Source organism: Streptomyces mutabilis, assembly GCF_046628145.1.
Taxonomy (GTDB): Bacteria; Actinomycetota; Actinomycetes; order Streptomycetales; family Streptomycetaceae; genus Streptomyces; species Streptomyces mutabilis.
Genome location: NZ_CP176874.1, coordinates 3,971,221 through 3,989,211, shown reverse-complemented (window position 1 = coordinate 3,989,211; position 17,991 = coordinate 3,971,221). Strand labels below are relative to the sequence as shown.

The window sequence follows — 17,991 nt, the reverse complement described above, 5'->3', positions numbered from 1 at the left end:
TCACGGGGCGGGGTCGCGGGCACGGGCGCGGGTGGGGGCCCCGGCCCGGGTCGCAGGGCGCGGGCGCGGGTCGCAGGCGCCGAGGCAGATGGCGGGCGCGGGGGCAGATGGCGGGCTGCCGCCCCGTCGCAGGTGGCGGTGGCGAGCCCGCGACCGGGCCCCGGTGGCGGGTCGCGAGCCCGGGACCGGGCGCAAGTGGCGGGTCGCGGGACCCCGGGCCCCGGGTATCGGCCTTCCGTCCCGGACGTTCTCCGCCTCACGTCCCGGGCGGCCTCGGCCTTTGGGCCCGTTCGCCCGAAAACCTCGTGCGCGACCGATGAATTTGCGCGACGGTAAAGGTCTTCCCATGCGTAGCCCAAGAACGCGTAGCCCAAGAACGCGTAGGCCAAGAACGCGCAGCCGAAGACGCGCAGCCGAGAAGGCGCGGCGCAAGAACGCGTAACCGAAGAACGCGGAAGGACCACGAAGCATGAGCACGCACACGTCCGGACTCGCGATCGAAACCGCGGGGTTGGTGAAGACGTTCGGTGAGACCCGGGCCGTGGACGGCGTCGATCTCGCGGTGCCCGCCGGCACGGTCTACGGCGTCCTGGGGCCGAACGGCGCCGGCAAGACCACCACGGTGAAGATGCTCGCCACCCTGCTGCGGCCGGACGGCGGCCAGGCCCACGTCTTCGGTCACGACGTCGTGCGCGAGGCGGACGAGGTGCGCAGCCGGGTGAGCCTCACCGGTCAGTACGCGTCCGTCGACGAGGACCTCACGGGCACCGAGAACCTGATCCTGCTGGGCCGGCTCCTCGGACACGGCAAGACGGCCGCGCGGCAGCGGGGCGAGCAGCTGCTGGAGGCCTTCGGGCTGACGGACGCGGCGGCCAAGCAGGTCAAGCACTACTCCGGCGGCATGCGGCGGCGCATCGACATCGCCGCGTCCATCCTCAACACGCCCGACCTGCTCTTCCTCGACGAGCCGACCACCGGCCTCGACCCGCGCAGCCGCAACCAGGTGTGGGACATCGTGCGCGCGGTCGTCGCCCAGGGCACGACCGTGCTGCTGACCACGCAGTACCTGGACGAGGCCGACCAGCTCGCCTCCCGGATCGCCGTCATCGACAAGGGCAGGGTGATCGCCGAGGGCACCAAGGGCGAGCTGAAGGCGTCCGTCGGGGCCGGCACCGTGCATCTGCGGCTGCGGAACGCGGACCAGCGGCCCGAGGCCGAGCGGCTGCTGCGGGACCTGCTGACCGCCGAGGTGCAGCTGGAACCCGACCCGGTCGCGCTGACCGCGCGGCTCGCGGCGGCGGCGAGCGACACGGCCGCCGACCAGGCCGCCAAGGCGCTCGGCGAGCTGGCCCGGGCCGGCATCACCGTCGACAACTTCTCCCTGGGACAGCCCAGCCTCGACGAGGTCTTCCTGGCGCTGACCGGGCACGACACCGGCCAGGGCACCGGTGACGCCACCGGTACCGGACCCGACACGGACACGAAGGACGAGGTGGCGGCATGAGCACGGCCACGAGCACCGAGAGCAAGGAGCTCTCCGCGGTCAGCACCGAGTCGCTGGCGGCCCTGCTGGTCGCCAAGGAACGGCCGGCACGGCCCAGCGCCCTGTCGACGTCGCTGACGTTCGGCTGGCGCGCGATCCTGAAGATCAAGCACGTGCCGGAGCAGCTCTTCGACGTCACCGCCTTCCCGATCATGAACCTGCTGATGTTCACGTACCTCTTCGGCGGTGCGCTGGCGGGTTCGCCGAGCGACTACATCCAGTTCGTGCTGCCGGGCATCCTGGTGATGTCCGTCGTGATGATCACGATGTACACCGGAGTCTCGGTCAACATCGACATCGAGAAGGGCGTCTTCGACCGCTTCCGCTCGCTGCCCATCTGGCGGCCCTCGGCGATGGTCGGCTATCTGCTCGGCGACGCGCTGCGCTACACGATCGCGTCCGTGGTCATGCTCGTCGTGGGGCTGATCCTCGGCTACCGGCCGGACGGCGGCTTCGGCGGTGTCGTCGCCGGGATCGCGCTGCTGCTGCTGTTCTCGTTCGCGTTCTCGTGGATCTGGACGATGTTCGGGCTGATGCTGCGCACCGAGAAGTCGGTGATGAGCGTCAGCATGATGGTGATCTTCCCGCTCACCTTCCTGTCCAACGTCTTCGTCGACCCGAAGACCATGCCGGGCTGGCTGCAGGCGTTCGTCAACAACAGCCCGATCACCCACCTGGCGTCCTCGGTGCGCGGGCTGATGGCGGGCGAGTGGCCCGGAGTCGAGATCGCCTGGACGCTGGGCTGGGCCGGCGCCCTCCTCCTCGTCTTCGGCCCCGTCACCATGCGGCTGTACAACCGCAAGTAACCCGGCCGGTACGACGTCGGCGCCCCGTGAGCCGTGCGGCTCGCGGGGCGCCGTGTGCGTTCGGTGTCGTCAGTCGCGGGGCAGTGGGCGGGCGTCCGGGGCCACGTAGGTCGCCGGGGTCGCCCGCACGATCGTGATCAGGCGGTCCGTCAACTGCAGTTCACCGACGGCCGGGTCGTCGTAACCGAGCACCCGGTGTCCGCGCAGGACACTCACCACCAGGTCGCTCACCTCGCGCGGCTTCTTGCCCGCCTCGGACTTTATGACCGGCCGTTCGATGAGATCGAGTCCGCTGCCCTGGCTGATCAGGTCCTCCATGACCATGCCGGCGGCGGGGCTGAGCACCGAGAGGCCGAGCAGGCGGCCCGCGGCACTGGCACTGGTGATCACCGCGTCGGCGCCGGACTGCTTCAGCAGCGGCGCGTTCTCCTCCTCGCGGACCGCGACCACGATCTTCGCGCCGCGGTTGAGCTGCCGGGCCGTCAGCGTGACCAGCACGGCCGTGTCGTCGCGCTGGGTGGCGATGATGATCTGCTTCGCCCGGTACAGCTCGGCCCGGTTCAGCACGTCGCTGCGCGTGGCGTCACCGACGACACCCGCGTAACCGTGGGCCGTGGCGGCCTCGATGGCCTTTCCGCTGGGGTCGACCACCACGACCTGCTCCTTGCGCAGCCCGGTCGCGCAGACGGTCTGGATCGCCGACCGTCCCTTGGTACCGAAACCGACGACGACGGTGTGATCACGCAAGGTGGACCTCCAGCGGTTCAGGCGCCACTCCTCCCGAGTGCGCTCGGTGAGGGCTTCGAGGGTGGTGCCGACCAGGATGATCAGGAACAGCACGCGCAGGGGCGTGATGACGAAGATGTTGGTCAGCCGGGCGGCGTCACTGACGGGTGTGATGTCGCCGTAGCCCGTGGTGGAGAGGGTGACGGTGGCGTAGTAGAAGGCGTCGAGGAGGTCGACGGAACCGTCGGAGTTGTCGGTGTAGCCGTCGGCGTCGGCGTAGACGATGAAGGCCGTCACCAGCAGGACCACCAGGGCCAGGGACAGCCGTTTGCCGACCTGGCGGATCGGGTGCTCGACCAGCTTCCGCGGGAGTTTCACCCGATGGGTCACGAGGTGCTCGTCCGCCTGGCGGGCGATCGCGTCCTGGCCCGGAAGTTTCACGTGAAACACACTCCGATTCCGCCGGTGGTCCAGGGCAGGTCGAGCAGCTCGGCCTCCTGGCCGGGCCGCGCACCGCCCGGGGGTACGACGGCCAGGGCGTCGGCGGCGGCGATGCCGCGCAGCATGGCCGGACCGTTGTAGTGCAGCGGCACGGCGCGGTCACCGCGCAGGACCACGGGGACGAGCCGGGTGTCGTACGGGTGCCCGTGCACGGCGTCCCGCAGCGGCAGCGTGTAGGGCTCGGGTGCCGGGCGGGCGGCGAGGGTACGCAGCAGCGGCTCGGCGAGGGTGAGCAGTCCGGAGACCGCGGCGAGGGGATTGCCGGGGAGGCCGACGAGGTGCTGGTCGTCCTTGAGGCGGGCCAGCAGCATGGGGTGCCCGGGGCGCACCTCGACTCCGTCCACGAGGAGTTCGGCGCCGATGCGGGTCAGCACCGGGTGGACGTGGTCGACGGGGCCCGCGGCGGTTCCGCCGGTGGTGACCACCAGGTCGGCGTCGGAGGACGCGACGGCGCGGTGCAGGGCCTGGGCGTCGTCGCCGATCCGGCAGATCGTGCGGACCTCGGCGCCCAGGGCACGCAGCCAGGGCGGCAGCATCGGGCCGAGCGCGTCCCGGATGAGGCCGTCGTGCGGCAGTCCCGCGGTGAGCAGTTCGTCACCGAGGACGAGGACGTCGACGCGGGGGCGGGGCACCACGGTGAGGGTGTCGTACCCGGCGGCTGCCGCGAGGCCCAGTACGGCCGGGGTCACCAGGGTGCCCACGGGCAGCAGTTGATCACCGCTGCGACACTCCTGTCCACGCGGGCGGATGTCCTGGCCGTGGCCGACCTCGCGGGTGGGGTGCAGACGGTCCCGTTCGTCGGTGCGGCCGTGCTCGGTACGCAGGACGGCGGTGGTCTCCGCGGGGATGCGGGCGCCGGTGGCGATGCGGACGGCCTCTCCGTCGGTCAGCGGCTCGGGTGCCGCGTGTCCGGCCAGGACGCCTTCGTCGCGCACCGACCACGGGGCGGGACCGGAGACGGCCCAGCCGTCCATCGCGGAGGTGTCGAACGGGGGCAGGTCGGTCAGGGCGGCCAGCGGCGCCGCCAGGGTGAGTCCGAGGGCCGCGTCGAGGGGCGCGGAGACGGGAGCGCGGCGGGCGGCACGGACGGCGGCGCGGGCCGCTCGCTCGGCGGTCGTCCGGGCCTCGGGCCAGGGGGTCGCGCGGTGGCGGGAGTCGCCGTGGCGGTGGGTGGCGTGGCGGTGGGTGGCGCCGTGGTGGTTCGGAGCGCGGTGATGACGGGCGTCGTCGTGGGGTGAGGTGCCCGCTTGGGTGGCCCGTCCGTCGGGTGTGCCGGGCGGAGGGCCGGGGTTCTCGTTCACGAGGGCCAGTGCCTCCTCGACGTCGAGGTCTTCCGCTTCCTCGCCGGTCCGGGTGCCGGGGGAGGTCATCAGGCGTCCGGGCGGGTGTCGGGGGTGGCGTCGGGAGCCACGTCGGGCTTGCCCGCCGGGTTGCCGGCGGCCGGGGAGTCGGCGGTCGCGGTCTCCTCCGCCCAGCGCCGGGCGAGGGCGGCCGCCTTGCGGGCGGTCTCGGCCACGGCCTCGGGGCCGCCCCCGGCCCGTCCGGCCGCGTAGCCGACGAGGAAGGTGGTCAGCGGGGCCGCGGGCCTGGCCACCCCATGGGCGGCGTCCCGGGCGAGGTCGAGCAGGAGGCCGGTGTCGACATCGAGGTCGATGCCCAACTCGTCCTTGGCTGCGGAGATCCATTCATCCAACACGTGACCATGCTCCCTGATGCGTGCCCTTGCGGTGGCGATGTCGTCCCAGGTGTCGCAGTCGAAGGACGCGACGGCGTCGGGGACACGGGTGAGGCGGAGTGCGCCGGTCAGCCGGCGCAGGGGCAGCCCGGTGAGGTCCCCGCGGCCCGTCCCGCCGGCCCCGCCCCGGCCGAGCGCGGCCAGTTCGCGGCGGAGCGCGGACGCGCGGTAGGCGGCGACGAGGGGCTGGTCGCGGCCGTCGGCGTCGGTGAGCAGCGCACCGTCGGCGTCGCTCGCGGCCAGGGCCGACAGCAGGCGGCCGACGGTGGGCCCGGCCAGGAACGGGAGGTCGGCGGAGAGGACCGCGACGTGCTCGGCCGTGGTGTGCCCGAGTCCGGCGGCGAGCGCGGCCAGGGGGCCGCCGCCGGGCGGGTCCTCGCGCGCCCAGGTCACCGGGCGCGCGGTGGGCCGTGGGGAGGCCACGACGACGGTGGTCCGCGCTCCGGCGCAGGCTGCGAGCACCCGGTCCAGGAGCGCGCGACCGCCCACGCGCAGGCCGGGCTTGTCGGCACCGCCGAGCCGCCGGGCGGCCCCGCCCGCGAGCACGACGGCGTCGTACCCGGAGGGGTCCGGGTCCGGCGCGGGGTCGGTGCCGGCGCCGGGGGCACCGGAGGGCTCGTACGCGGTCACCCCCCGAGTATGCGTCCCGGCGCGATCACAGGGAACGCGGGGGAGCCCGCGCGATCAGAGTGTGCGCACCGGCACCACTGCCGGCCCCGCGGCCCCGACTGTCACAGCGTCCGCAGCAGCACCGTCGGCTGTTCCACGCAGTCCGCCACGTACCGCAGGAAACCGCCCGCCGTGCCTCCGTCGCACACCCGGTGATCGAAGGTCAGCGAAAGCTGCACGACCTGACGCACCGCCAACTCGCCCTCGTGGACCCAGGGCTTGGGGACTATGCGGCCGACACCGAGCATGGCCGCCTCGGGGTGGTTGACGATCGGTGTGGAGCCGTCGACCCCGAAGACTCCGTAGTTGTTCAACGTGAAGGTGCCGCCGGTCAGTTCGCCGGGGGTCAGCCGGCCCGCGCGGGCGGCCTCGGTCAGCCGGGCGAACTCCGCGGTCAGCCCCTCGGCGTCCCGCGCGTGCGCGTCCCGCACGACCGGCACGACCAGTCCCCGGTCCGTCTGCGCGGCGAAGCCGAGGTGGACGTGGTCGAACTGGACGACCTCCCGGGCCTGGGTGTCGACCGTGGAGTTCAGCTCGGGGAAGCGGGCCAGGGCGGCCGTGCAGATCCGGGCCAGGAGGGCGAGGAGGGAGATCTTCGGACCGCCGGCCGCGTTCATCGCGGTCCGCGCCCGCATCAGCTCCGTCGCGTCCGCGTCCACCCAGCAGGTGGCGTCCGGGATCTCGCGCCGGCTGCGGGAGAGCTTGTCGGCGACGGCGCCGCGCACGCCCTTGAGCGGGATGCGGATGCCGCCTGGCGGCACCGTCGACGGCGCGGTGCCCGCGGCGGGCGCGGAGGCGTGCTCCCGGACCGGCCCGGCCGGGCGCGGGCCGGCCTCCGGTGCCGCGGTACGGCCCCCCTGGGCCGCCGCGGCGCGCAGGGCGTACTCCACGTCCGCCCGCAGGATCAGTCCGTCCGGTCCGGAGCCGGTCAGCTCGCGCAGATCCAGGCCGTTCTGCCGGGCGAGCCTGCGCACCAGCGGGGAGATCACGGGCACCGGTCCGTCCACCGGCTCGGCGGCACGCACCCGGCCGTTGGCCCGCCCGGACGGCGCGGCACCGGCCTCCCCGGCACCCGAGGCCGCCCCGGACACCGCCGCACCGGCCTCCCCGGCACCCGACGCCACCCCGGACACCGCCGCACCGGCCACCCCGGCACCCGACGCCACCCCGGACACCGCCGCACCGGCCGCACCGGCACCCGACGCCACCCCGGACGCACGCCGCTCCGGCCGCACCCGGCGCCGGCGGGCCGGAGCCTGCGAGGTGCCGTAGCCGACCAGGACGTTGCCCGAGCCCTCGGACGTCTGCTCGCGCCCGCCGGTCTCCTCGGCCCGCGGCGCCCGCACCGCGCCGCCGCCGCTGCCCGGGTCCCCCGCCGGGCGGTGGCCGTCGGCCCCCTCACCCACCGCCACCGTCAGCAGCGGCGCCCCGACCGGCAGCTCCGCGCCCTCCTCGCCGAAGCGGGCGGTGACCACGCCGCCGTAGGGGCAGGGCACCTCGACCATCGCCTTGGCCGTCTCGACCTCGACGACCGGCTGGTCGACGGCGACGACGTCGCCGACCTCGACCATCCAGCGCACGATCTCCGCCTCGGTGAGCCCCTCACCGAGGTCGGGGAGCTTGAACTCCAGCACCTGTGCCATCAGCTTTCGGCCTCCCACTGCAGGCGCCCCACGGCGTCCAGGATCCGGTCCACACCGGGCAGGTGGTGACGCTCCAGCATCGGCGGCGGGTACGGGATGTCGAACCCGGCCACACGCAGCACCGGCGCCTCCAGGTGGTGGAAGCAGCGCTCCGTGACCCGTGCCGCGATCTCCCCGCCCGGACCCCCGAAGGAACCCGACTCGTGGACGACGACCGCGCGTCCCGTCCGCCGCACCGAAGCGCACACCGTCTCGTCGTCGAACGGCACCAGGGAGCGCAGATCGACGACTTCGAGGTCCCAGCCCTCGGCCCGGCCCGCCTCGGCCGCCTCCATGCAGACGGCCAGCGACGGCCCGTACGTGATGAGTGTGGCGCTCCGGCCGGGGCGCCGCACCACCGCGCGGCCTGTCGGTTCAACGGGCGTCGGCTCCTCGGGGTTCCAGGCGTCCTTCGACCAGTACAGGCGCTTGGGTTCGAGGAAGACCACCGGGTCGTCGGAGGCGATGGACTCGCGCAGCAGCCCGTAGGCGTCGGCGACGGTCGCGGGCGTGACGACATGGAGCCCCGGAGTCGCCATGTAGTACGCCTCGGACGAGTCGCTGTGGTGCTCGACACCGCCGATGCCGCCTCCGTAGGGGACGCGGATGGTGATCGGCAGGGGCATCCTTCCGCGCGTGCGGTTGCGCATCTTGGTGACGTGGCTGACGACCTGCTCGAACGCCGGGTAGGCGAAGGCGTCGAACTGCATCTCCACGACCGGGCGCAGCCCGTACATCGCCATGCCGACGGCGGTGCCGAGGATGCCGGCCTCGGCCAGCGGGGTGTCCGTGCAGCGGTCCTCGCCGAACTCCTTCGCGAGGCCGTCGGTGACCCGGAAGACGCCGCCGAGGGTGCCCACGTCCTCGCCGAGGACGTGCACGCTCGGGTCGGCGGCCATGGCGTCGCGCAGGGCGCGGGTGAGGGCCTGCGCCATGGTGGCCGGCTTGACGGCGACGGTGGTCATCGGTGTCCCCCTTCGGGCGCCCCGGACGCGGAGCCGATCCCGGCCCCGGCCTCGTCCTCCGCCTCCGCCGCCAGCTCCGCCCGCAGCATCTCCCGCTGCTCACGGAGCTGTGGCGTGGGCTCGGCGTAGACGTGGGCGAAGAGGTCCATCGGGTCGAGCCGCAGGTCCTGGTTCATGCGGGCGCGCAGGTCGGCTGCCATGGCCTCGGCGTCCTCGCGGGCGGCCGCGATGCCTTCGTCGTCGAGCAGCCCGCGCTCGGTCAGCTCCCGCTCCAGCAGCTCGACCGGATCGTGCCGGCGCCAGGTCTCGACCTCGGCGTCGCCCCGGTAGCGCGTCGCGTCGTCCGCGTTGGTGTGGGCCTCCACGCGGTACGTGATCGCCTCGACCAGCGTGGGGCCGCCGCCCGCGCGCGCGTGCCGCACGGCGTCGGACAGGACCTCGTGCACGGCGGCGGCGTCGTTGCCGTCGACCAGGCGGCCCGGCATCCCGTAGCCGACGGCCTTGTGGGCCAGCGACGGGGCGGCGGTCTGCTTGGCGAGCGGGACGGAGATCGCGAAGCCGTTGTTCTGCACGAGGAAGACGACCGGCGCCTGCCAGACGGCGGCGAAGTTCAGCGCCTCGTGGAAGTCGCCCTCGCTGGTGCCGCCGTCGCCGACCATGGCGAGGGCGACCACGTCGTCGCCCTTGAGCCGGGCGGCGTGCGCGAGGCCCACGGCGTGCGGCAGCTGGGTGGCGAGCGGCGTGGACAGGGGCGCGACCCGGTGCTCGTAGGGGTCGTAGCCGGTGTGCCAGTCGCCGCGCAGCAGGGTGAGCGCCTCGACGGGGTCGACGCCGCGGGCGACGACGGCGAGGGTGTCCCGGTAGCTGGGGAAGAGCCAGTCGCGATCCTCGAGGGCCAGCGCGGCGGCGACCTCGCAGGCCTCCTGGCCGGTGCTGGAGGGGTAGACGGCCAGTCGGCCCTGCTTGGTCAGCGCCGTGGCCTGCGCGTTGTAGCGGCGGCCGTGGACCAGTCGGGCGTACAGCGTGCGCAGCAGCTCGGGGTCGGTCTGCTCGGCGGCCTTCGTGCCGAGGACGCGGTACGGCTCCGCGTCGGGCAGCAGCGGCGCGGGGTCGGTTCGGGGCTGCCAGGCGGGCGGCGGTGTGGGCCGGTACGCGCCCCGCTGCTCCATGACCGTCATGACGGCACCTCCTCGTGGGAGCGGCTGTGGGCTCGCCACGGGTGTGACGGGCCTCACCTACCGATTGTTCGGTCGTCGGCACATTTTGGCTACAGGCGACCCCAGGCTGTGGACAAACGGTTCTCCACAGCCTGAGATGGACGCAGTACGTCCATCGTAAGAAGGCGGGGGGACATGGCATCTGAACAAATGGCCGAACGCCCGGACGACGCCGGCGGCCCGGAGGAGCCCGGCACCCCGCCGCCCCCGCGCCCGCTGGACGCCATCGATCAGGACATCCTGCGCATGCTCCAGGCGGACGGCCGCGCCTCGATACGCTCGGTCGCCGAACGGGTCCACGTCTCCCGCGCCAACGCCTACGCCCGCATCAACCGGCTCGTCGAGGACGGCGTCATCCGCGGGTTCGGCGCCCGCGTCGACCACGAACGCGCGGGGCACGGCACGTCGGCGTACATCACCCTGAAGATCGTCCAGAACTCCTGGCGCACCGTCCGGGCACAGCTGCGACAGCTCCCCGGGGCCTCCCACATCGCCCTGGTGGGCGGCGACTTCGACGTCCTGCTCCTGGTGCACACTCCCGACAACCGGGCCTTGCGGGAGCTGGTGCTCACCCGCCTCCAGGCCATCCCGGAGGTGCTCAGCACCCGCACCCTGCTGGTCTTCGAGACCGAGGACCTGGAGCCGCAGAGCTGACCGCCGGGGCCACGGGCAGGCGGACCACCTCAGGACGCCTTGCGCAGCCCCCCGAACACCAGCCGCGCCACCGCGTCGACCACCTCGCGCTCGCCCGCGCCGCCGCTGCCGCCCCGGCCGTCGGGACCGTCGGGCCGGTACCACTCGACGATCGAGTTGATCATGCCGAAGACCAGGCGGGTCGCCAGCCGCACCTCCACGTCGGCGCGCACGTCCCCCTCGGCCGCCGCCGCCTTGAGCAGACCGGCCACCCGGTGGTCGAACTCGCGCCGCCGCTCCAGCGCCCACCGCTCGGTGCCGGTGTTGCCCCGTACCCGCAGCAGCAGCGTCACGTACGGCAGTTCGGCCATCAGCACCTCGACCATGCGCCGCACGACGTACTCCAGCCGCTCGGCGGCGGACCCCACGCGCGCGTGCTCCTCGTCGAGGATGCCGAAGAGCTCGTCCAGGGCCCGGCTCACGGCCCGTCGCAGGAGCTCCTCCTTGCCGGTGACGTGGTGGTAGATCGACGACTTGGAGATGCCGGCCGCCTTGGAGAGGTGCTCCATGGAGGTGCCGTCGTAGCCGCGCTCGATGAAGACCTGCACGGCGACGGTCAGCAGCGTCTCGGGCGTGTAGGTGTCGCGCTTGGCGGTGGTCATGAGGTGCCGCCCTCCTGCTTGTCGGAGGCGTACGCGTGGCGGTAGAGCGCCAGGGAGGGCGCGTACCGGCCCGTGGGCGCGCACTCGTGCAGGTTGTCGAGGAGTTCGCAGGCCCAGCCGCCGCCGAGCCTGCGGCTCCACTCCAGCGGACCGAGCGGGTAGTTGACGCCCAGGCGCATCGCGGTGTCGACGTCCTCCTCGGTGGCCACGCCCTTGGCGACCGCCTCCACGGCGAGATCGATGATCCGCGCGACCGTGCGCGCCACGATCATCCCGGGGACGTCGCCGATGACGCTGACCTTCTTGCCGAGCGCCTGGAACAGGCCGGTGGCCTGGGCGAGGGTCTCCGGTGAGGTGCACTGCGCGGCGGACAGGGCGATCCGGGTCGCCGCGCGGTAGTCCAGCGCCAGGTCGAAGTACACGACGTCCCGGAACTCCACGGAGGTCTGGCCGTCGGCGAGCACGAGCTGCCCTCCGCTCGGCAGGACGAAGCGCGTGCCCTTGTCCTCGTCCTCGTGGCGCACCTCGATCCCCGCCTCGCGGACCATCGCGACCAGCTCGGCGGCCGGCCCCAGGCCGCCTTCGACGACGACGTACGGGGGCGGGTCGGCGGGCTCGGCGGTGTGCGGCTCGGGCCGCTCGGCACCGTCGCGGTAGTCGTACCAGCCCTGCCCGCTCTTGCGGCCGAGCCGGCCGGACTCCACCAGGCGGCGCTGGGCGAGGGACGGCGTGAACCGCACGTCCTGGAAGAACGCCTGCCACACGGAGTGCGTGACGGACTCGTTGACGTCCTGTCCGATGAGGTCGGTCAGCTCGAAGGCGCCCATCCGGAAGCCGCCGGACTCGCGCAGCACGGCGTCGATGGTCGCCGGGTCCGCGCCCTGGTCCTCGTACACCGCGAGGGCCTCGGCGTAGAAGGGCCGGGCGATGCGGTTGACGATGAAGCCGGGGGTGTCGGCGCAGGCGACCGGGGTCTTGCCCCAGGCGCGCGCCGTCTCGTACGCGCGCGTGGCCGACGCGACCTCGGTGGCGAACCCGGAGACCACCTCCACCAGCGGCAGCAGCGGCGCGGGGTTGAAGAAGTGCAGGCCGACGAAGCGGCCGGGGTGGCGGAGCGCGCCGCCGATGGCGGTGACGGACAGGGAGGAGGTGTTGGTGGCGAGCAGGCAGTCGTCGCCGACGACGTCCTCGATCGCGCGGAACAGCTCCTGCTTGACCTCCAGCCGTTCCAGGACCGCCTCGACGACCAGGGCGCAGTCGGCCAGCTCGGCGAGGTCCTCGGCGGGCCGGAGCCGGGCGCGGGCGGCGTCACGTTCGGCGCCGGTGAGGCGTTCCTTCTCGACGAGCCGGTCGAGCCGGGCGCCGATCGCTTCGGCGGCTTCCCGGGCCCTCCCGGGGGCGGCGTCGTACAGCTGTACGGGGTGGCCCGCGACCAGCGCCACCTGGGCTATGCCCTGACCCATGGTGCCGGTGCCGACGACGGCGACGGGGCTGCTGAGGTCGAGTGCTGTCATGTGCGCGATCCTCCCGCACGGGGTTTTCCACAGATGCGGCGGTCCCCCTTGTCCCGACCGATCGTTCGGTTACTCTAGCCGTGTCCGCCTGTTTCTGCCCAGGTTTCCCCCAGGTCCCGAAGTCGACGCCGGAGCCGACGGCGCGTTCGGGAGAGACGAGGAGTTGGTCCCGCATGGCCGCCGAACTCACCGCGCACCAGCTGATCGACCGGCACCGGCCGACCCTGGACCAGGCGCTGGAGACGATCCGCACGCGCGCGTACTGGTCCCCCCACCCCGAGCACCCCAAGGCGTACGGGGAGAACGGCAGCCTGGACACGGCCGCCGGCAAGGCCGCCTTCGACGCCCTGCTCGGCACCCGCCTCGACCTCGGCCAGCCCGGCACCGACGGCTGGGTGGGCGGCGAGGTCTCCCCGTACGGGATCGAGCTGGGCGTGGAGTACCCGCACGCGGACCTCGACGTGCTGCTGCCCGCCATGAAGGCCGGTCAGCGGGCCTGGCGGGACGCGGGCGCGGAAGCGCGCGCGATGGTCTGCCTGGAGATCCTGAAGCGGATCGCGGACCGCACGATGGAGTTCGCGCAGGCCGTCATGCACACCTCCGGGCAGGCGTTCATGATGGCGTTCCAGGCGGGCGGCCCGCACGCCCAGGACCGCGGCCTGGAGGCGGTCGCGTACGCGTACGTGGAGCAGTCCCGCACGCCCGACACGGCCGAGTGGACCAAGCCGCAGGGCAAGCGCGACCCGCTGGCGCTGACCAAGCAGTTCACGCCGGTCCCGCGCGGCATCGGCCTGGTCATCGGCTGCAACACCTTCCCGACGTGGAACGGCTACCCGGGCCTGTTCGCCTCCCTCGCCACCGGCAACGCGGTCCTGGTCAAGCCCCACCCCCGCGCGGTGCTGCCGCTCGCGCTCACCGTCCAGGTCGCCCGCGACGTGCTCACCGAGGCCGGCTTCGACCCGAACCTGGTCGCGCTGGCCGCCGAACGCCCCGGCGAGGGCATCGCCAAGACCCTGGCGACCCGCCCCGAGATCCGGATCATCGACTACACCGGCTCCACCTCCTTCGGCGACTGGCTGGAGGCCAACGCCCGCCAGGCGCAGGTCTTCACCGAGAAGGCCGGTGTCAACACGGTGATCGTGGAGTCGACCGACGACTACAGGGGGATGCTCGCCAACCTGGCGTTCTCGCTGTCCCTCTACAGCGGCCAGATGTGCACCACCCCGCAGAACCTGCTGATCCCCCGCGACGGCATCCGCACCGACCAGGGCGCCAAGTCCTACGACGAGGTGACCGCCGACCTCGCCCGCGCCGTCGACGGCCTCCTCGGCGACGACGCCCGCGCGAACGCGCTGCTGGGCGCCATCGTCAACCCGGACGTCAAGGCCCGCCTGGAGGCCGCCGCCGGACTCGGCGAGGTCGCCCTGGCCTCCCGCGAGGTGACCAACCCGGAGTTCCCGGACGCGGTCGTGCGCACCCCGGTGATCGTCAAGCTGGACGGCGCCAAGCCCGACGACGAGGCCGCCTACACCAGTGAGTGCTTCGGCCCCGTCTCCTTCGCCGTCGCCGTCGACTCGGCCGACCACGCCGTGGAGCTGCTGCGCCACAGCGTCCGCGAGAAGGGCGCGATGACGGTGGGCGCGTACACGACCGACCCGGAGGTCGAGCGGTCCGTGCAGGAGGCCTGCCTGGAGGAGGCCGCCCAGCTCTCCCTCAACCTCACCGGCGGGGTGTACGTCAACCAGACGGCCGCCTTCTCCGACTTCCACGGCTCGGGCGGCAACCCGGCGGCCAACGCGGCCCTGTGCGACGGGGCGTTCGTCGCCAACCGCTTCCGGGTGGTGGAGGTCCGCCGACAGGCCTAGACGGGCGTACAAAGGCCCGGACAGACACGAAAGAACCTCGAAGGACGGGCTCAGATGCCCTGGGCCGCGCCCCCGTCGGCGCTCCAGTGGTACAGCGTCATGGCCACACTGGTCGCGAGGTTGTAGCTGGAGACCTGGGGGCGCATCGGCAGCGCCACCAGGTGGTCGGCACGCGCGCGCAGCTCGCTCGACAGCCCGCTGCGCTCGGAACCGAACGCGAGCAGCGCGTCGTCCGGCAGCTTCAGCCCGCGGATGTCCTCGCCCTCCGGGTCCAGCGCGAACAGCGGCCCGTCCGGCAGCTCGGCCACCTCCAGCCGCTCCACGGCGGTCGCGAAGTGCAGCCCCGCCCCACCGCGCACCACCGTGGGATGCCACGGGTCGAGCGTGCCGGTGGTCACGACGCCGGTCGCGCCGAATCCGGCGGCCAGTCGGATCACCGCCCCCGCGTTGCCCAGGTTGCGCGGCTGGTCGAGGACCACGACGGGCGCCCGGCGGGGCGTGCGCGCCAGCGCCCGCAGACCGTCCTCCCGCGAGGGCCGTACGGCGAGGGCGGCCACCGCGGTGGGGTGCGGGCGCGGCACCAGGGAGGCGTACGCCTCGCGCTCCACCTCGGCCAGCAGCGCGTCCATGGCGTCCCGCACGTCGGGCGCCAGCTCGTCGGCGAGGGCCAGCGCCGCCGTGCGGTCGGCGGTGACGGCCACGGGGACCTCCGCACCGAAGCGCAGCGCGTGCTTGAGGGCGTGGAAGCCGTCGAGCAGCACGCACGGGTCGGCGTACCTGCGCCAGGCGACGAGCGGGTCGGGGTCGGTCATGCCCCGAAGCCTACGTGCGCGTGCCCGGGAACCCTTCGGTCACCGGCAGCCGCCCCTCCTCGCCGCTCCCACCGGAGTGGGTACGCGGCCCGGGCACCGCCGCCGTACCCCTGTCACCGCCCCCGGACGGCGGCCCGCCCGCCGGCGAGCCCGACAGCCGGCCCGGCAGCCGGTCGCGTCCGCGCGCCGCCCAGCCGCCCAGACGGCGCAGGAAGGAGGTCGGCAGGAAGACCGCGTCGGCGGCGATCATCGCCAGCGAGAAGAACGGCAGCCCCAGCACCACGGCGATCACCGCGTGCTCGGTCATCATGGCGACCAGCAGCACGTTCTTGACCCGCCGGTTGAACAGCGTGAACGGGAACGCGACCTGCACGGCGACCGTGCCGTAAGTGATGAGCATGACCATCGTGCCGCTGGCGGAGAGCGCGTCGGAGAGCGCGGGCCACGGCGAGAAGTAGTCCAGGTGCAGCGGGTAGAAGACCGCGGTGCCGTCCTGCCAGCGCGAACCCTGGATCTTGTACCAGCCCGCGGTCGCGTAGATCAGACAGGCCTCGGCCATGATCACGACCAGGGCGCCGTTGTGCACGACGTTGGTGACCACGTCGAGCAGGATGCGCGGCTGGCCGCTGCCCGCGCCGCGCCCCACGGCCCACCACAGGCCCTGCGCCACCCACACCGTCCACAGCAGCGTCGGAACGAACCAGTCGCCGTCCATCCCGCCCGCCAGCGTCACCGTGAGCAGCAGGAACCCGAACACGCACCACAGCACCGGCCCGACCCGGTCCGCCGCCGGCCGCTCACCGCGCGCGCGTGCCTCGTCCGCCTGCCGCGCCCGGCGCGCGTCCAGCGACCAGACCTGGCCGCAGCGGGTGAGGACCAGGTAGATGCTCATCAGGTGCAGGACGTTGTCGCCGCCGTCCCCCATGAAGACGCTGCGGTTCTGCAGGGAGAGCACGCCGACCATGAAGAGGACGGACATCGTCCGGGTGCGCCAGCCCAGCAGGAGCAGCACGCTGCTCAGGACGGCCAGCGCGTAGACGATCTCGAACCAGGCCCGCCCGTCCGACCACATCAGCGCCGTGAAGGCGCCGTTGTCCGCGATCAGCTGCTCGGCGAGGTCGTGGCCCCAGGGGCTCTCCGGTCCGTACAGCTCGTGGCGGTGGGGCAGTTCGCGCAGCAGGAACAGCAGCCAGGTGACGCTGAAACCGATACGGATCACGGCTGTCTGGTACGGGCCGAGCGCGGCGCCGGTGACGCGGGCGATGCCGCGGGAGACCGAGAGGGCGATGCGGTTCACGCGGCGCCCTCCTTCTGCGCACCGTCGCCGGCCACCGTCCACCAGGGCAGCTCGCGCACGGTCGGCCGGTCGGAGACCTTCTCACCGCTCCACGGGGGCGGCTCCACGTTGGTGGTCCGGGAACGGTACTGCACCCGCTCGACCACGCCGCCCGGCCCGGCGGCGTCGTTGCGTTCCAGCCGCAGGACCGCGATGCGCCGCAGATAGGACTCGGAGAGCGTGCCCCGCAGGCCCACCGGGCGGTCTTCGGAGTCGTGGGTGGCGACGAAGAAGTCCCAGGCCCGCCGGAGCTCGTTCTGCTGGGTGTGGCTCGGCACCGGGTTGCCGTCGATGGCCCGGCCGTCCTCGGCGGACAGGTCGTACCAGCCGGTCGTGCGTATCTCGCCGTCCGCCGTGCTCACCTCGGCGCGGACCTGGACGGAGATGTTCTGCTGGAGGGGGTTGGGGGCGAAGAGCTTCCAGTTCTGCTCGAACTCCGGGAAGACCCACTCGTCCACCGCGGCGCCGTGCTGCTTGGTGAGGGTGTTCGACGGGGCCAGGTGCAGGAAGACCAGCCCCAGGTGGGCGCAGACGGCGACGGCGACGACCGTGAGGGCGACCACGGCACCGATCTGGTAGCGCGGGGAGAGCGCGGCGACACCGGTTCTCGGCTCCGTGGGCTCCGTACGGGGACCGGTCGCGGGCTCGGCGGCCTCCTCGGACGGCCCGGGAACGGCGCCCGTTGCGCCCGTCCCCCCGGCCGCTCCGACGGACTCACCGGTTGCGCCGGCCTCGCCGCCCGGCCCGGCCGGGTGCTCCTGCCCGCCCCACCCCTGACGGGCGCCCGAGCCTGTGTCGTACGCGTCCATTCCGCCCCGTTCCTCGTTCCGCCCGCCCCGCCGCGGGGCGTCCGCCCACCACTCGTGCGGCCGCTCGGCAACGTTCGAACGGGAACGGTACTCAGGACCGGCCGCCCGCACAGCCCCCGGCGGACCGACCGCACCGTGGCCGACACCACACCGACGGGACAGGCTAGAGAACGTGCCCCGGCTCGCCCTTGCCGTCCACCACCGGGCGCCCGGCCGCGGCCCACACCTGCATGCCGCCGTCGACGTTCACCGCGTCGACGCCCTGCTGGACCAGGTACGTGGTGACCTGCGCCGAACGTCCGCCGGACCGGCAGATCACGTGGACGCGGCCGTCCTGCGGCGCGGCGTCGGTCAGCTCACCGTAGCGGGCCACGAACTCGCTGAGGGGAATGTGCAGCGCCCCGGCGGCGTGACCCGCCTGCCACTCGTCGTCCTCGCGGACGTCCAGCAGGAAGTCGCCGTCCTTGAGGTCCGTGACCTCGACCGTGGGAACACCAGCTCCGAAACTCATGCCCC

The 17,991-nt window shown here is 73.4% G+C and carries 16 protein-coding genes; 4 read left to right on the top strand and 12 right to left on the bottom strand.

Annotated features, from left to right (window positions below; genetic code table 11):
• Positions 1-469 precede the first annotated feature (469 nt).
• Both ACLIN4_RS17880 and ACLIN4_RS17875 read left to right on the top strand, forming a co-directional pair.
• A complete protein-coding gene (locus ACLIN4_RS17880) occupies positions 470-1,504 on the top strand; it encodes an ATP-binding cassette domain-containing protein (protein WP_100047477.1) in 1,035 nt (344 codons plus the stop codon).
• Complete coding sequence (locus ACLIN4_RS17875; protein WP_107476135.1) at positions 1,501-2,349, top strand: ABC transporter permease; 849 nt, start codon at positions 1,501-1,503, stop codon at positions 2,347-2,349. The genes ACLIN4_RS17880 and ACLIN4_RS17875 overlap by 4 nt, the downstream gene beginning before the upstream one ends.
• A gap of 69 nt (positions 2,350-2,418) precedes the next feature.
• Here ACLIN4_RS17875 and ACLIN4_RS17870 read toward each other — a convergent pair whose 3' ends face one another.
• The 6 genes from ACLIN4_RS17870 to pdhA all read right to left on the bottom strand — a co-directional run bounded on the left by ACLIN4_RS17870 (position 2,419) and on the right by pdhA (position 9,805).
• Complete coding sequence (locus tag ACLIN4_RS17870) at positions 2,419-3,516, bottom strand: potassium channel family protein (protein WP_107476134.1); 1,098 nt, start codon at positions 3,514-3,516, stop codon at positions 2,419-2,421.
• Entirely contained in the window at positions 3,513-4,946 is a 1,434-nt protein-coding gene (locus tag ACLIN4_RS17865; RefSeq protein WP_411575998.1) for a molybdopterin molybdotransferase MoeA, read from the bottom strand. Before ACLIN4_RS17865 ends, ACLIN4_RS17870 begins: the two co-directional genes overlap by 4 nt.
• A complete protein-coding gene (locus tag ACLIN4_RS17860; protein WP_381989862.1) occupies positions 4,946-5,941 on the bottom strand; it encodes an NTP transferase domain-containing protein in 996 nt (331 codons plus the stop codon). The genes ACLIN4_RS17865 and ACLIN4_RS17860 overlap by 1 nt, the downstream gene beginning before the upstream one ends.
• Positions 5,942-6,042: 101 nt before the next feature.
• On the bottom strand, positions 6,043-7,623 hold the full coding sequence (locus ACLIN4_RS17855) for a dihydrolipoamide acetyltransferase family protein (protein WP_411575997.1): 1,581 nt from the start codon (positions 7,621-7,623) through the stop codon (positions 6,043-6,045).
• Complete coding sequence (locus ACLIN4_RS17850; protein WP_100047482.1) at positions 7,623-8,627, bottom strand: alpha-ketoacid dehydrogenase subunit beta; 1,005 nt, start codon at positions 8,625-8,627, stop codon at positions 7,623-7,625. The genes ACLIN4_RS17855 and ACLIN4_RS17850 overlap by 1 nt, the downstream gene beginning before the upstream one ends.
• A complete protein-coding gene (gene pdhA, locus ACLIN4_RS17845) occupies positions 8,624-9,805 on the bottom strand; it encodes a pyruvate dehydrogenase (acetyl-transferring) E1 component subunit alpha (RefSeq protein ID WP_411575996.1) in 1,182 nt (393 codons plus the stop codon). The genes ACLIN4_RS17850 and pdhA overlap by 4 nt, the downstream gene beginning before the upstream one ends.
• Before the next feature lie 189 nt (positions 9,806-9,994).
• Between pdhA and ACLIN4_RS17840 the strand changes: the two genes are divergently transcribed.
• Positions 9,995-10,498 carry an Lrp/AsnC family transcriptional regulator gene (locus ACLIN4_RS17840; RefSeq protein WP_100047484.1) on the top strand — a complete coding sequence of 168 codons (504 nt, stop codon included), beginning with the start codon at positions 9,995-9,997 and terminating at the stop codon, positions 10,496-10,498.
• Between the two features lie 29 nt (positions 10,499-10,527).
• On the opposite strand, the gene ACLIN4_RS17835 is transcribed toward ACLIN4_RS17840, so the two are convergent.
• On the bottom strand, positions 10,528-11,139 hold the full coding sequence (locus tag ACLIN4_RS17835) for a TetR/AcrR family transcriptional regulator (RefSeq protein ID WP_100047485.1): 612 nt from the start codon (positions 11,137-11,139) through the stop codon (positions 10,528-10,530).
• Entirely contained in the window at positions 11,136-12,653 is a 1,518-nt protein-coding gene (locus ACLIN4_RS17830; protein ID WP_381910892.1) for a 3-hydroxyacyl-CoA dehydrogenase, read from the bottom strand. Before ACLIN4_RS17830 ends, ACLIN4_RS17835 begins: the two co-directional genes overlap by 4 nt.
• Positions 12,654-12,826: 173 nt before the next feature.
• Here ACLIN4_RS17830 and paaN point away from each other — a divergent pair, with 173 nt between their 5' ends.
• Positions 12,827-14,518 (top strand): phenylacetic acid degradation protein PaaN, encoded by a 1,692-nt coding sequence (paaN, locus tag ACLIN4_RS17825; protein ID WP_289908554.1) that lies wholly within the window; start codon positions 12,827-12,829, stop codon positions 14,516-14,518.
• A 50-nt stretch (positions 14,519-14,568) separates the two neighbouring features.
• On the opposite strand, the gene ACLIN4_RS17820 is transcribed toward paaN, so the two are convergent.
• The 4 genes from ACLIN4_RS17820 to ACLIN4_RS17805 form a co-directional block, all read right to left on the bottom strand.
• Positions 14,569-15,330: a TrmH family RNA methyltransferase gene (locus ACLIN4_RS17820; protein ID WP_289908553.1), complete on the bottom strand. Its 762-nt coding sequence runs from the start codon at positions 15,328-15,330 to the stop codon at positions 14,569-14,571.
• 10 nt (positions 15,331-15,340) lie between these two features.
• Positions 15,341-16,627, bottom strand: a complete 1,287-nt coding sequence (locus tag ACLIN4_RS17815; protein WP_289908552.1) for an HTTM domain-containing protein — start codon at positions 16,625-16,627, stop codon at positions 15,341-15,343.
• Positions 16,624-17,475: a DUF5819 family protein gene (locus ACLIN4_RS17810; RefSeq protein ID WP_289908551.1), complete on the bottom strand. Its 852-nt coding sequence runs from the start codon at positions 17,473-17,475 to the stop codon at positions 16,624-16,626. Before ACLIN4_RS17810 ends, ACLIN4_RS17815 begins: the two co-directional genes overlap by 4 nt.
• 163 nt (positions 17,476-17,638) lie before the next feature.
• Complete coding sequence (locus tag ACLIN4_RS17805; protein ID WP_289908550.1) at positions 17,639-17,986, bottom strand: rhodanese-like domain-containing protein; 348 nt, start codon at positions 17,984-17,986, stop codon at positions 17,639-17,641.
• Positions 17,987-17,991: the final 5 nt, after the last annotated feature.